This window comes from Candidatus Saccharimonadales bacterium (genome assembly GCA_039928925.1).
In the GTDB taxonomy this organism is placed as follows: domain Bacteria; phylum Patescibacteriota; class Saccharimonadia; order Saccharimonadales; family Saccharimonadaceae; genus UBA6022.
The window spans coordinates 255,123-269,252 of record JBDSSF010000001.1; the positions used below are offsets into that span (position 1 = coordinate 255,123).

Here is a 14,130-nt window from a genome sequence, read left to right on the forward strand (position 1 = left end):
TTATGACTATTTCTGACTATTTAAAAACAGGTGATACGACACGTAACCGTGTTCAGGCAGCAATTGATCGAGCAAAGAGTTATGACGAGTACCATGCACTACTTAGCCTAACTGAAGAACGAGCGCTTGAACGTGCTGATGCGGTTGACGCCGGAACTATCACTGGTAAGCTCGCTGGTATTGCTTTTGTCGTAAAAGATAATTTTCTTGCTTTTGGTGCGCCAACGACAGCTGCCAGTCACATGCTAAAAAATTTTATGGCTCCAATCCAGGCAACTGCTGTAGAAAAACTTGAAGCTGAAGGAGCTATCTGCATCGGCAAAGCAAACCTTGATGCATTTGCTCACGGTGGCAGTACGGAAAATTCAGCTTTTGGCCCGACAAAAAACGCATTTGATCAAACTAAAGTTGCTGGTGGAAGTAGCGGTGGATCAGCAGTCGTCACGGCTCTTGACATTGTTCCATTTGCGCTCGGAAGTGATACGGGTGGCTCGATTCGTGAACCTGCTAGTTTTAATAACGTCATTGGAGTAAAGCCTACCTATGGTACAGTCAGTCGTTACGGCGTTGTCGCAATGGCAAGTAGTACAGATACTATTGGCTGCTTCACTGCAAGTGCAAGCGATGCTGAGCTGGTGATGAGTATTATGGCTGGTCGTGATGATCGTGATATGACTACGCTAACTGATTTCTTTGAGCCGCTTACAGAAACAAAACCTGGACAGAAAATAGGGATTATTAAAGAATTTATGACATCTGATGTTGATGAGGATGTCCGTACTCAGGTGGAAGAATATGTCGAAAAACTACGAGCAAATGGTCATACAGTCGAGGAAATCAGTTTACCTATCGTTGCACATACGCTTGCAATGTATTACATCATTGTTCCTGCGGAGATCAGCAGTAATCTTGCTCGCTATGATGGAATCCGCTTCGGCCACCGTGCCGAAGGAGTTAAGACGCTTGCAGAACTATACGGTAAAAGCCGTGATGAAGGATTTGTTACAGAGAATAAGCGTCGTATTATGATCGGGAGCTATGTATTATCAAGCGGCTACTTCGATGCATATTATTTGCAGGCACAAAAAGCTCGCACACTCCTTATCGAGGCATTTGATGATCTATTTAAAACCTACGATGTACTTCTTGGCCCTGTTAGCCCAACACCCGCATTTGGACTTGGTGAAAACACGAGTGACCCAATTAAAATGTATCTTGCAGATATCATGACCGTTCCGCCTAGCCTTGCAGGTTTACCTGCAATAAGTGTTCCATCAGGGATGACGAGCTCTGGCCTTCCTGTCGGTGTCCAACTTATTGGTGCGCGTAAAAGTGATGCTGCACTACTTGCACTCGCGAAGTCATTGGAGACTGTGTAATGGATGGTTCAGTAGTATTTTTCTTTGTTGCAATACTTGTTGTTGGTGCTATTCTTTTTGCTGTTATCACCCTAACAAAGCGCGGCGGATCACCACTAAATGTTGATAAATACCGTGTAAAATGGCTTGCCATCGAGCAACAATTAAAACGTGATGAACCAAGTAGTTGCCAGTTAGCAGTGCTTAACGCCGACAAGTTACTTGATCAAGCGCTCCGTGAGCGAGGATATAGGGGGCAGACAATGGGTGAGCGTATGAAGTCTGCCCATGACAAATGGACAAGCCGAGATGGTGTTTGGCGTGCTCATAAGCTACGTAATCAGATCGCTCACGAATCTGATGTGCGTGTATCATACGACGAAGCGCGTAGCGCACTCGGTTGTTTCAAGCAGGCGCTTAAAGATCTAGGAGCAATTTAATGACAGATGAATTATTACAGAAATATGATATGACGATTGGCATTGAGTGCCATGTTCAGCTTGCAACAACAACTAAGTTATTTAGTGGTGCAGACAATGACGCACGTGATAAAACACCGAACAGTGTCGTGAGCCCAATTGATTTTGGTCTTCCAGGTATGCTCCCTGTCCTCAATCGAGAAGCTGTAAATCTGGCTATTAAAGCAGGTAAAGCGCTCGGAAGTGACATTGCACGTGTTAGCCGATTTGATCGAAAACACTATTTTTATCCTGATCTTCCAAACGGTTACCAGATTACACAGATGTATCATCCAATTATCTTAGCCGGTAGCGTGACTGCGCCACTTGAAGATGGGTCACAGGTGACGGTAAGAATTCATCACGCACATATGGAAACAGATGCTGGTAAGTTAACTCATTTTTCTGATCACAGTCTTGTTGATCTTAATCGAGCGGGCACCCCACTTATAGAGGTTGTTTCTGAGCCTGATATGCACTCAGCTTTAGAGGCAAAAGCATTTGCGACTGAGCTATACCGACTCATGACATATGCGGGGGTTACACACGGCGATCTTTACAACGGTAATATGCGCTTTGACGTTAACATATCAATTGCGCCAAAAGGTGCCACTGAGCTTGGAAAACGAGCTGAAGTTAAAAACCTTAACTCATTCAAAAGCGTTGAAAAGGCAGCCGAGTACGAATTTCGTCGTCAAGCAGCGCTCCTAGACCATGGTGATAAAGTTGTTCAAGAAACTCGTGGTTGGGACGAAGCAACCCAAAAAACAAACTCACAAAGATCCAAGGAAGATGCGCAGGACTACCGCTACATGCCTGATGCTGACATTCCACCGATTATCTTATCTGATGAGGAAATTACAGAAATCCAGGCAACTGTGCCGAAGCTTCCGCCATTTTACCGCCAGTCATGGAAACAAATGAATCTCGATAGCACAGTTGTAAATGCTCTTTTGATATCTAAGTCACTTGCCGAAACAGTACAGCGTATTTTAGAAAATGCTGGCGAGAGTGCGGCTCGCCGTTCAGCTTTATGGCTACTCATGACGGTGACCGATGAAGATGTCTTAACAGATAAAATATCAATATCTGATGACAAATTGGTTGACTTAGCTGAAATGGTAGACAAAAACGAGTTAAGCTCGACAGCCGCAAAAGACGTATTTTTTGAAATGCAGACATCCAATGAATCACCGCGCGAAGTGGCTGAGCGAAAGAACCTAATTCAGGTTAGTGACGAAGGCGCAATTGGACTCATTGTTGATGAAGTTCTTGCAGATCCAGCAAGTGCAAAAGCGATTGAGGATATTAAGAACGGTAACGATAAGGTCATCGGATTTTTAGTCGGCCAAATCATGAAAAAATCACAAGGCAAAGCAAATCCAGCACTTGCTCAGAAGTTAATACGCGAAAGATTGTAGCAGTTTTACCTCTCAGGTTGGCCTTTAAAAGAATTTTTAAACTGCTTGTTTTCACACTGTAAACAACATGTGATATAGTTAATTATGTGAATCAATCTTATAGATTACACATAATGAAAGGAGTTATTTAATGGATTGGGCACAAATACTAGTTATAATCCTTTCAATTTTCTTGGCGATTTTTATATTACTCGCTATCATATTGATTGTCATGCTGATTCGTGTCACGCAGCAAATTAAATCGGTTACTTCGACCGCACAGCGTGCAGCCGAAAATATCGAATCAGTTGTTGCGAATGTCTCAAAGGCAACGTCACCAGTATTTCTTATAGGATTATTAACAAAGCAATTTAAGAAATTTACAAAAAGTAAGAAATAAGGAGAACATAGTTATGTCAAAAGGAAAATTCGCACTCGGAGCACTAGTTGGAGCAGCAGCAGGAGTTGTTGCTGGCCTTCTTACGGCACCAAAAGCAGGTAAAGAGACACGAGCTGATATTAAGAAAAAAGCAGACGAACTAAAAAAAGAAGCTTCTCAAAAAGCAGATGTAGCTAAAAACAAATCAACAGAAGTTGCCCATGATGTCAAAGCAAAGGCAACTGAAGTAGTAGACGATGTTGTTTCTAAGACAGAAGAATACAAAGTACGTGGCGAAAATGCAATCAATGGTGCTGTCGAAGGTGCTAAAAAAGGTTTTAACGCAAAACGCTAAATCTATCTAATTAGTATGGCACGTCTGATAATATTTCAGGCGTGCCATATTTTCTAAGGAGTTATATGGCCGAAAAAAAGAAGAAAATGGGTATCCTCAGTAAATTCAAACGAGATAACGAAAATGGCGCACGCCACGATATGCTTGAAGAATTATTTATGGATTTTAATAGGAACCGAGTAAATATCTATAAGATTAACTTTGTCCGTGGATTATTTTTCGGACTTGGAAGTGTCTTGGGCGGTACACTACTTGTTGCGTTACTATTGTGGATATTGAATGTATTTACAGGCTGGTTTCCAGCATTGAATGACTTCATTGGCGGGTTAACCGATACCGTTCATAAAGTACAAAAATAAGCATCATCTGATTTTACTACAGACAAATAATCATTAAAAACGCTATACTATATGGAGCCATGGGGGTAGAAATTGAAACTAGCGCTGATGTAAAAACACAGCTGCAACCAGCGGATTATGTTCATTTACATAATCATACACACCATAGTCTTCTTGACGGGCTTACGAAGGTTGACGAGCTTGTTTCTGTTGTCAAGAAAATGGGCATGGAGGCGGTGGCGATCACAGATCACGGTACGATGTCGGGTACTATTGAATTCTATAAAGCCGCAAATGATCAAGAAATTAAGCCGATCATTGGTATGGAGGCCTACGTTGCCACAAGGTCAAGACATGATCGTGATCCAGCTAAGGACAAAGCTCGATATCACCTCATCATTCTTGCAATGAATGAGACCGGGTATAAGAATCTTATGATCTTATCTTCAAAAGCAAATCTTGAAGGCTTTTACTACAAACCGCGTATCGATCATGAGCTACTTGAGCAGTACAATGAAGGTCTTATTATTCTTTCAGCATGTGCAAGCGGTGAGCTTGGTGAGCAGTTAAGAGTCGACAATTATGAAGAAGCAAAAAAGATAGCGAGTTGGTATAAGTCTGTATTTGGGGACCGTTATTACTTAGAACTACAAGATCACGGCCATCCTAATAGTCCAGCCCAGTGGGATGTTCAAGTCGGTATTAATAAACACCTTGAACGCTTAGCCGAGGAACTTGATATCGAATGCGTTGTCACGAGCGATGGTCATTATATTTCACACGATGACCAAGATGCACATGAAATTCTTCTCTGCGTAGGAACTGGCGCGTTTCTTTCGGATGAAAAGCGCATGAGCTTAAAAGATTTTGAACTTCATGTAGCCGACCCTGTAGATATAATCTCCAGATGGGGCATTACTAATCCACGCGCGGTGATGAATACAAAAACAATTGCAGATCGTTGTAGAGTGAAGATCGAACTTGGCGGTATTCTTATTCCAACATTCCCAGTTCCTGAGGGAGAAACGGAAAAGTCATATCTTGATACGCTTGTTTATCAGGGGCTCGCTGTACGCTACGGCGACAAATTACAGGAAGAGGCGAGTACACTAACGGTTAGCGAGATAAGACCAACACTTAGTGATGAAGTACGAGATAGGCTTGATATGGAACTGTCTGTTCTTGAAAAAATGGGATATAACGGATATTTCCTTATTGTCCAAGATTTTATTAACTGGGGTAAAGCACAAGGTATTATTTTTGGACCTGGACGTGGGTCGGCTGCAGGATCAATTATTGCCTATGCACTTAATATTACAGATCTCGATCCATTAAAATACGATCTTCTTTTTGAGCGATTTTTAAATCCAGATCGTATCTCAATGCCTGATATCGATATTGATATTCAAGACACCCGTCGAGACGAGGTAATAGCATATTGTGCTGAAAAATATGGATCATCACGAGTAGCAAACATCGTGACATTTGGAAAAATGGCTGCACGTGCTGCTGTAAGAGATGTAGCACGCGTGCTACAAGTTCCATATGCGGAGGCGGACCGATTGTCCAAGATGATTCCTCCACCTGTCCAGGGGCGCCATATTCCACTTAGCAGGAGTATTGTTGACGATGCTGACTTAAAGCGTGAGTATGAAACGAATCCTACTGCAAAGACAGTGTTTGATTATGCAGTTCGTCTTGAAGGTACGATTCGCTCGCATGGTGTTCATGCTGCAGGTGTAGTTATTGCACCTGATGACATTGTTAACTATGCACCTCTTGAGATGGCACAAAAAGGAGTTGTCTCAACCCAGTACTCCATGAACCCTGTTGAAGAGCTTGGCCTTCTTAAGATGGACTTTTTAGGTCTGTCAAATCTTACTATTATTAATAATGCTCTTCGTATTATCAAAAAGGTATATAAAGAAGATATTATTTTATCAAAAATCCCACTAGATGACGCTAAGACATACGAACTATTCCAGCGAGGCGATACAACGGGTGTATTCCAGTTAGAATCAGCTGGTATGAAGCGATACCTACGTGAGCTAAAACCAACAGCATTTGAAGACATCATTGCAATGGTGGCTCTCTATCGTCCTGGGCCTATGCAGTTTATTGACAGTTTTATCAAACGTAAACATGGTCAGGAGCCAATTAGTTATCTTCACCAAGGAATGGAACCTGCGCTATCAAGTACGTATGGTATCCTAGTCTATCAAGAGCAGTTTATGCAGATCAGTAAAGATTGGTGTGGGTTTACTGGTGGTCAGGCAGATACGCTACGAAAAGCGGTTGGCAAGAAGAAGATTGATTTGATGCGTAAGGTCAAAGTTGATTTCGTGGACGGGGCAATTAAGCACAGTGGTGCTGATAAGGCGACAGCTGAGAAGTTTTGGGATCAGTTAGAGGAGTTTGCAAACTACTGTTTCAATAAGTCCCACGCTGCTTGCTACGGACTGATAAGCTATTGGACTGCCTATCTTAAGGCTCATCACCCAGATGCATTCATGGCTGCGCTTATGACCAGTGATCAAGATGACATTGACCGACTCGCAATTGAAATTACTGAGTGTAAGCATATGGGAATAACAGTCATGTCACCAGATGTAAATGAGTCATTTGTGGAATTTGCTATTGTCCCTAATGAAAATAAAATACGTTTTGGAATGGCGGCAATAAAAGGCGTGGGCGTCGGTGCAGTCGAAGAAATTCTTCGTGCTCGTGAAAACGGTAAGTTCGACTCAATTGAAGATTTTGCCAAACGCGTCACAACATCACGATTTAATAAAAAGGCATGGGATTCGCTTATTAAATCAGGAGGTTTTGATGCGATGGGCGATAGATCCGATCTTCTATTCAACCTTGAAACCATCCAGGCATTTGCGAGTAAAGTTCAAAAAGAAGCACTCAGTGGCCAGACTGATTTATTTGGTGGTCTTGGAGATATGGGATCGATTCAACCGACCGTTACGCTCCAATCAGCCCCTGCGCGACATACAGATAAAGAACGACTCACTTGGGAGAGAGAGCTACTTGGTCTGTATATTAGCGCACACCCTCTCGATAACTACGATGCATATTTTGAAGAACAGACGATTCCACTCATGCGCATGACGCCAGATGTTGACGGGAAAAAGGCAACAATTGGTGGACTAATTAGTACAGTACGAAGTATTGTAACGAAGTCAGGTACGAAAATGGCGTTTGTTGGAATTGAAGATAAGACGAGTGAAGGGGAAGTTATCATCTTTCCAAATCTATATGAACTTGTCGGCGCAAAGTTAGTTCAGGACGCTGTTATCCGTGTCACAGGAAAAATTAGTGCAAGGGACCGAGACGGTAATCTTGGCACTGATGCAAAAATGATCGCTGATGAAGTCGTTGTTGTGAGTGACGAAGAATTACGCACGTACGAATCAACAGGACGCAAGATGGATGCGCCCAAAATGAGTACAAAAGTAAAAGCAATGCGCGTTGCTGAGCATAGAGCTAAGCAAACTGGAAAGACAATCAGTGCACCCAGTAGCTCATTGCCGCCAACATCTGTAGCTGAAAAGCCAAGACCTATGATGGATAGCCCAGTTGCAAAGAAAGTGTATGTACATATTAAAAACCCAGATGATCATGAAGCTCTTATCGCATTAAAACGTGTATGTAGTGAATATCCAGGTAATGTAGATATTGTCCTCGTCCTTGGTGCTGACAAGAAGTCAGCTATCAAGATGCCTTTTAAGGTTAACGCTGAGCTTGATCTAATTGGAAAGCTTGTAAAACAGATTGGCGAAGACTGCGTCGTTTTAAAATAAAATACTCCACCTCCACGGAGTATTTTACTCTACGTGACAGGCGGAGCGTTTGTCATATGTTCCAATCCATCTTGGTCAGTCGATCAGTTCGAATTTATCTATTACACCGAGTGACCGATATTCACCGAGTGGCGTACCACGCATCATGATGATTCGAAGCGGATCACCTTTTCTCAGGATAGAGCCCCCTCGACCGAAAGATGTGCCAACAACGGGCACTCGATAGTCTAGGGGTACTGTCCGAGTTTCGGCACTTTCTACCTCATCGTCAGCTTGAGCGCGTTGGATTTCGTAGATAACCGTAAGGAGCTGCCTTACCCATCTCTGAATACTATCCGGCAGCTTATCGAGCGGAATCGCGAAATGTCGCTCCATCATTGATCTGAGGTGATGGGCACTGCTTCGGACAGTCATTGTTGTGAGAAAAAAAACACCCTCACTGGTTGTGACCTGAGCACCTACCTTGAAATTCACCCCTCTATCAATTGCAAGTCCATTACCGTTGAACTCGATTGAAAAGGTCATTGCCGACATCTCCTCTGGTTGGTTGTACATGGACAATAGCGGTATTATATCTCTAATAATTAGCTGCAGCAAGCGTTACGGGTTTGTAAACAGCCCGTAGAGTGCAATACCTGTCGCTACGCTGACGTTGAATGATTCTTTTTGACCCTGCATAGGTATCTCTATTAAATCATCGCATTGGTTTCTTAGATCACCCGTAATACCCTCTACTTCTTCGCCGAGTAAGAGGACAATTTTACCAGGAGTCTTGTATTTTGCTAGCATGATACTTCGCGCGTCTTGCTCAAGCCCGACAATACGGTAGCCATCCTGGCGTAATGTTTCAATATCTGGGTTCTCTTGATACTCAAATGGGACTATCATTTCTGCATCAAGCGCAGTTTTATGAATCTGTGCCGTTAACTTATCAGCAATATGCGGTAATCTAGTATCAGATTTCAGTCTTGGGTAAGGCGTGTATCCACTCAAGATAATTTTTGAAACACCAAATCCCTCCGCAGTACGAAAAATAGCACCAACGTTATGAGTAGATCTAATATTGTGAGCAATAACTATAACTTGTGGCATTTCAAGTCATTATACCACTATAAAAACCATTAGCTTTTTGCTATAGTCATAGTTAATGGACGAAGATAAAATACAGTTAACCCGTCGCCAGCACGACGAGGACGCAACTCGTGAGCGTGCAGCTATCCTTGGGCTGCAGTATCTTGATACGCGTGAAATTGAAAATAATCTTTCACTGACTGACGGCATACTGGCAATTCAGGAGATGTATAACGGTCATATTGTTCCACTGATTGCTGGGAGTAACGGCGAAGCATTCAGATTTGGCGTGACGAGCCAGACGCCTCAGTCACTTATTAAATCTATGCATACAGCCTATAGTGACCGCGGTGATAGCATTCAGTTCTTCCTGATCAGTGGTAGTGGATTCAAGGCATTCATGAATCGCTATGATCCACCAAAAGAAGTTATCTATGATGATATCGAGATAGCCAAAGAAGGTGACAGTGACACAATTAGCGAGGTGAGCAAGACACTAAACTCTGTAAGTACAGACAGGGTATTCGATTATCTCATTGACCAGGCAGACAAATTGGGCGCAAGTGATATTCATATTGAAAACGAACGAACTTACATACGTGTTCGTATGCGTATCGATGGTGCACTTCATCCTGTAGCTGACCTTGAAAAAGATCGTTACCGTGTACTTATGGGTGCGCTTGGCTCAAGGGCCAATATATCTATTGCTGCAACGACTCCACAATCAGGTCACATGCAACGAGAAATTACGAGAGATGGTGCAACCCATCTTCTCAATCTACGTATCGAAACAGTACCAACGATCTACGGACAAGATGCCGTCATGCGTCTCTTCAACTTTGATGAGAGCTTATTAAACCTTGATCTTCTTGGCATTCCTGAGCGTCAGCGTCATGAAATTGATGAAGTTATAAAACACCCACGCGGTATGGTACTCATGGTGGGCCCAACAGGATCAGGTAAGTCGACGACACTCTATAGCATGCTCAACGCACTAAACACGAGTGATAGAAAGCTTATTACGCTTGAAGACCCAATCGAGTATGGCCTTACTGGTATCTCGCAGATACCAATCGATACTACGCATGGTCAAAGCTTTGCCGATGGACTTCGTGCCGTACTTCGTCTTGATCCTGACGTTGTAATGGTTGGTGAGATTCGCGATGTTGATACAGCAAAAACAGCTATCCAGGCATCAATCACTGGCCACCTTGTCCTCTCAAGCTTTCACGCAAATTCAACAAGCGCTGCTTTTAGTCGAATGATTGATTTGATCGGCACAAACCCGATTTTTAGTTCGGCCATACGTCTTGTTATTGCGCAGCGTCTTGTGCGTAGATTGTATGATGACTCAAAAGAAGAATATGACCCTGATGAGGCGACACGTAATTATGTTCGAAGTGTTCTAGAGAACTTACCAAGTGATGTCGAGAAGCCAGATTTTGACAACTTTAAGTTATGGCGACCAAAGCCCAGCGAAGAGGCACCATTTGGCTACAAAGGCCGTATTGTGATCATGGAGCAGATGGTGGTCAACGAAAATATTCAAAAGTTTCTTCGAGGTGACGTAAAAGACGTGAACACTGATGAAATAGAAAAAGTCGCCAAAGAAAATGGCTTAGTCACGCTTACTCAAGTTGGAGTGCTCGCTGCTCTTCGCGGTGAAACTACACTTGAAGAAATAAGCCGAGTTATCTAAGACTAATCTCGGATTGTTTCGGGATCAAAATTATATTCAGATAAACGGCTGGGTGTCGCTACATTGGTCCAGTAATCACCATCTCGAAGTCTCATAAGGCCAGCTGCAGCTGCTACAAGATATCGCTCACGGTTTATTATCTGTAGTTTAACAGCTTTTAGCTCTGGTGAAAGTGGTCCCTGGCCATACTGACCATCTACCATGTCAGTGAAGTCCGGTTCGAAATTGTCACGGATGACAAGCGTTTGTGGACCATCGGTCGTAAGATGTTCAGGGAGACCTCTGAAATTAAAGCTATTGCCAGCAGCGTCATCACTAAAAACTTCGATAAGATCCGTATGGTCACCGTAATCAACGAATCCAGCTGTTTCGGCAAGACTACCTTCAGGTATTATGTGATTTCCCACGTCTCCAACAGTTGGATAATGTTCTGTATGTATCATAGGTTAGTTCCTCACAGGTTACTTTGATTGTTATCGTATCACAGCCGCAATGCTAGGAACAAGACGCTCATCAAATACGCTTGGAATCACATGCTCAGCATCAATTTCATCAACAAGCCCAGCGATTACTTCTGCAGCTAGTATCTTATGTGCATCCGTAATCATAGGGACTCCATTATCGAGGGCTCCACGAAATATACCAGGAAATGCAGTTGCATTATTAACCTGATTTGGAAAATCACTACGACCAGTTGCCATGACGGCTACCCCAGCAGCTTTAGCCTCATCAGGCATAATTTCTGGTGTTGGATTAGAGAGTGCAAATACAACTGGTTGATTTGCCATAGTTGCGATCATATCAGCGGTAAGAAGACCTGGCTTGCTCACTCCAATAAAAATATCAGCGTCTATTAGTGCATCTTCGAGTGAACCAGTCTGGGAACCGTCGATATATTCGAGAAGAGCCTTCTTCTCATTATTAAGATCTTCTCGTCCAATACCGATGATGCCTTTACTATCGACTGCAATAATCTGGGGTTTTGCATAAAGGTGCAATAGCTTTGTAATAGCCGTACCAGCAGCACCCGCACCAATGATGACTATCTTTGTATCAGATAATTTTTTACTGACAACTTTCATTGCATTAATTAGCCCTGCAAGAACAACGACCGCTGTACCGTGTTGGTCATCATGAAAAACTGGGATATCCAACTCTTCCTTAAGTCGTTCTTCTACTTCAAAACAGATTGGTGCAGCAATATCTTCAAGATTTATAGCACCAAAACTCGGCGCGATTGCCTTAACTACTGCAACGATTTCGTCTGCACTATGCACGTCAAGTATGATTGGCACGCTATCGATTCCAGCGAAGTGCTTAAATAGCAGCGCTTTACCTTCCATTACTGGCATCGAGGCTTTTGGTCCAATGTTTCCAAGCCCAAGAACTGCAGACCCATCAGATATGACGGCCACAAGATTGTTTGTCCATGTATATACGGGTAGAAGTGATGCATCATCAGCAATTGCCTTACTAACAGCAGCAACACCAGGCGTGTAGTATGCGCTCAGCAGCTCTTTATCGAGGACGCGCGTGTCACGGAGTGTTGTTGAAATTTTACCTTTATGATTTTTATGAAGTTCAAGTGCGAGTTCGTTGTAGTCAGTCATAATCATTTTATTATACCGCCTTTGACAGTCTCGTGGCTCATATTTCCTATAGTTAGATTGATGTACTGAATAATATATACAATTATCTTCTTAACCTCTTTAAAAAATCGTATCTCTATGCTATAGTTAGTAACTGATTGTATTATAAATAGTAAAGCGAGAGAAAAATGAGTTTTGCACTAATTCAAAAGGTTAACGACGAGCAGAAAAAAGCTGGCGTAGTTAGCGCAAAGAGCGGTGACACTGTCCGTGTTCACCAGAAAATTAAAGAAGGTACTAAAGAACGTATTCAGATTTTTGAAGGCGTTGTTATTCGTACTGACCGAAATAATTCGCATACTGCACGTATCACAGTTCGAAAAATTGCTAGTGGTGTTGGCGTTGAGAAAAGTTTCTTAATCCACAGTCCACTTGTTGATAAGATCGAGATCGCTCGCCGTGCGAAAGTACGCCGTAACTACCTTTCATTCCTACGTAGTCGTAGTGGTAAAAGTGCTCGTCTTACAGCGCAAGATTTTGACCGTGAAGCTGTCAACAAAGTTAACGAAGCTCCTGCAAAAGAAGTTATTGCAGAACCTGCAACTGAAAAAGCAGAATAGTCATTCTATAAGAAAAAACGTCCGATGTATATCGGGCGTTTTTTGTTTACGGAGCTATATTACTAATAATAGAGTACGTAGAGTGAGATGATCGTTGGAGTGAGGGGCACGCAAATTCGCGCGCCCCTCACTCCCGCTACCGCCGGCTGAGGATTGCATCGACTTCGGATATCTCCTGTGCCGTGAGCTCTCTTCCGAGTACTCTGGTGAAAGCACGAAGAACGTTACTTCGGCTCTGAGCCGTCGGTCTCCTGGAATAGTTACGCACCGTCGCCACGAGTCTTCCATTGTTGAAAGCGTCTTTCACTGATGGGATGTCCGCCACGTTAGTACCTTACTCTAGTAGGTTCTCATGTCGATAAACATGAGTTACTGCTACCATAGCAGTATATTCATATTCTGTCAATGAGCTACAATAGAAATATGATTTTAGGAATTGACGAAGTTGGGCGCGGACCTTGGGCGGGACCTCTTGTTGTGGGAGCTGTTGTTTTAGGCGATATTCCTATCGAAGGACTCACTGACAGTAAAAAGCTAACGAAAAAGCGTCGCGAAGAACTTGATGCTATTATTCGCCGAGATGCAGCCGGCTTTGGTCTAGGATGGGTGAGTGCTGATGAACTTGATAGTATTGGACTGTCAGCCGCACTAAGGCTTGCTACCCGCCGGGCTGTTGAACAGGTCACTTCAGCCTACAGTGAGATTATTATTGATGGAACAATAAACTTTCTTGCTAACACAAGTAGGGCTGCTTATGTCACGACGATTCCAAAAGCTGACCTGCTCGTTCCTAGCGTCTCTGCGGCATCAATTATAGCGAAGGTGGCTCGTGATGCCTTTATGACCGACCAAGACGCTGTGTATCCCGGCTATGGCTTCAAGACTCATGTTGGGTATGGCACACCAGCACATCGCCAAGCGATAGAGAACTTAGGTGTGACTCCACTTCACCGACTATCTTTTGCGCCACTAACAAAATACCGACTAGATACACCAAATCATAAAAAGTCTAAATCATCCACGAAGTATGTATAAGTGATCGCAGGTACCAGAC

At 43.1% G+C, this 14,130-nt stretch carries 14 protein-coding genes; 10 read left to right on the forward strand and 4 right to left on the reverse strand.

The genetic code is table 11. From position 1 onward, the window contains the following. The first annotated feature begins 2 nt into the window (after positions 1 to 2). From gatA to dnaE, 7 genes are all read left to right on the forward strand, one after another. Positions 3 to 1,379, forward strand: a complete 1,377-nt coding sequence (gene gatA / locus ABIS22_01345) for an Asp-tRNA(Asn)/Glu-tRNA(Gln) amidotransferase subunit GatA (GenBank protein ID MEO7740541.1) — start codon at positions 3 to 5, stop codon at positions 1,377 to 1,379. Continuing rightward, positions 1,379 to 1,798: a hypothetical protein gene (locus ABIS22_01350; GenBank protein MEO7740542.1), complete on the forward strand. Its 420-nt coding sequence runs from the start codon at positions 1,379 to 1,381 to the stop codon at positions 1,796 to 1,798. Before gatA ends, ABIS22_01350 begins: the two co-directional genes overlap by 1 nt. Beyond that, positions 1,798 to 3,237 (forward strand): Asp-tRNA(Asn)/Glu-tRNA(Gln) amidotransferase subunit GatB, encoded by a 1,440-nt coding sequence (gene gatB / locus ABIS22_01355; GenBank protein ID MEO7740543.1) that lies wholly within the window; start codon positions 1,798 to 1,800, stop codon positions 3,235 to 3,237. The genes ABIS22_01350 and gatB overlap by 1 nt, the downstream gene beginning before the upstream one ends. 130 nt (positions 3,238 to 3,367) lie before the next feature. Further along, entirely contained in the window at positions 3,368 to 3,616 is a 249-nt protein-coding gene (locus ABIS22_01360; GenBank protein MEO7740544.1) for a hypothetical protein, read from the forward strand. 13 nt (positions 3,617 to 3,629) lie between these two features. Beyond that, on the forward strand, positions 3,630 to 3,950 hold the full coding sequence (locus ABIS22_01365; GenBank protein MEO7740545.1) for a YtxH domain-containing protein: 321 nt from the start codon (positions 3,630 to 3,632) through the stop codon (positions 3,948 to 3,950). Positions 3,951 to 4,015: 65 nt separating this feature from the next. Next, entirely contained in the window at positions 4,016 to 4,309 is a 294-nt protein-coding gene (locus ABIS22_01370; protein MEO7740546.1) for a DUF5665 domain-containing protein, read from the forward strand. A gap of 59 nt (positions 4,310 to 4,368) precedes the next feature. Then, a complete protein-coding gene (gene dnaE / locus ABIS22_01375) occupies positions 4,369 to 8,097 on the forward strand; it encodes a DNA polymerase III subunit alpha (protein MEO7740547.1) in 3,729 nt (1,242 codons plus the stop codon). Positions 8,098 to 8,172: 75 nt separating this feature from the next. On the opposite strand, the gene ABIS22_01380 is transcribed toward dnaE, so the two are convergent. Next, on the reverse strand, positions 8,173 to 8,652 hold the full coding sequence (locus tag ABIS22_01380) for a hypothetical protein (GenBank protein ID MEO7740548.1): 480 nt from the start codon (positions 8,650 to 8,652) through the stop codon (positions 8,173 to 8,175). Between the two features lie 45 nt (positions 8,653 to 8,697). Then, complete coding sequence (locus ABIS22_01385) at positions 8,698 to 9,189, reverse strand: TrmH family RNA methyltransferase (protein MEO7740549.1); 492 nt, start codon at positions 9,187 to 9,189, stop codon at positions 8,698 to 8,700. 55 nt (positions 9,190 to 9,244) lie between these two features. Here ABIS22_01385 and ABIS22_01390 point away from each other — a divergent pair, with 55 nt between their 5' ends. Beyond that, a complete protein-coding gene (locus tag ABIS22_01390; protein MEO7740550.1) occupies positions 9,245 to 10,867 on the forward strand; it encodes a GspE/PulE family protein in 1,623 nt (540 codons plus the stop codon). Positions 10,868 to 10,869: 2 nt separating this feature from the next. On the opposite strand, the gene ABIS22_01395 is transcribed toward ABIS22_01390, so the two are convergent. Both ABIS22_01395 and ABIS22_01400 read right to left on the reverse strand, forming a co-directional pair. After that, positions 10,870 to 11,310, reverse strand: coding sequence for a hypothetical protein (locus tag ABIS22_01395; protein MEO7740551.1), 441 nt, complete (start codon positions 11,308 to 11,310; stop codon positions 10,870 to 10,872). A gap of 30 nt (positions 11,311 to 11,340) precedes the next feature. Next, positions 11,341 to 12,477 carry an NADP-dependent malic enzyme gene (locus tag ABIS22_01400; protein ID MEO7740552.1) on the reverse strand — a complete coding sequence of 379 codons (1,137 nt, stop codon included), beginning with the start codon at positions 12,475 to 12,477 and terminating at the stop codon, positions 11,341 to 11,343. 167 nt (positions 12,478 to 12,644) lie between these two features. On the opposite strand from ABIS22_01400, the gene rplS reads away from it, so the two are divergent. Both rplS and ABIS22_01410 read left to right on the forward strand, forming a co-directional pair. Continuing rightward, positions 12,645 to 13,076 (forward strand): 50S ribosomal protein L19, encoded by a 432-nt coding sequence (rplS, locus tag ABIS22_01405; protein MEO7740553.1) that lies wholly within the window; start codon positions 12,645 to 12,647, stop codon positions 13,074 to 13,076. A gap of 423 nt (positions 13,077 to 13,499) precedes the next feature. Beyond that, positions 13,500 to 14,111 carry a ribonuclease HII gene (locus tag ABIS22_01410; protein MEO7740554.1) on the forward strand — a complete coding sequence of 204 codons (612 nt, stop codon included), beginning with the start codon at positions 13,500 to 13,502 and terminating at the stop codon, positions 14,109 to 14,111. Positions 14,112 to 14,130: the final 19 nt, after the last annotated feature.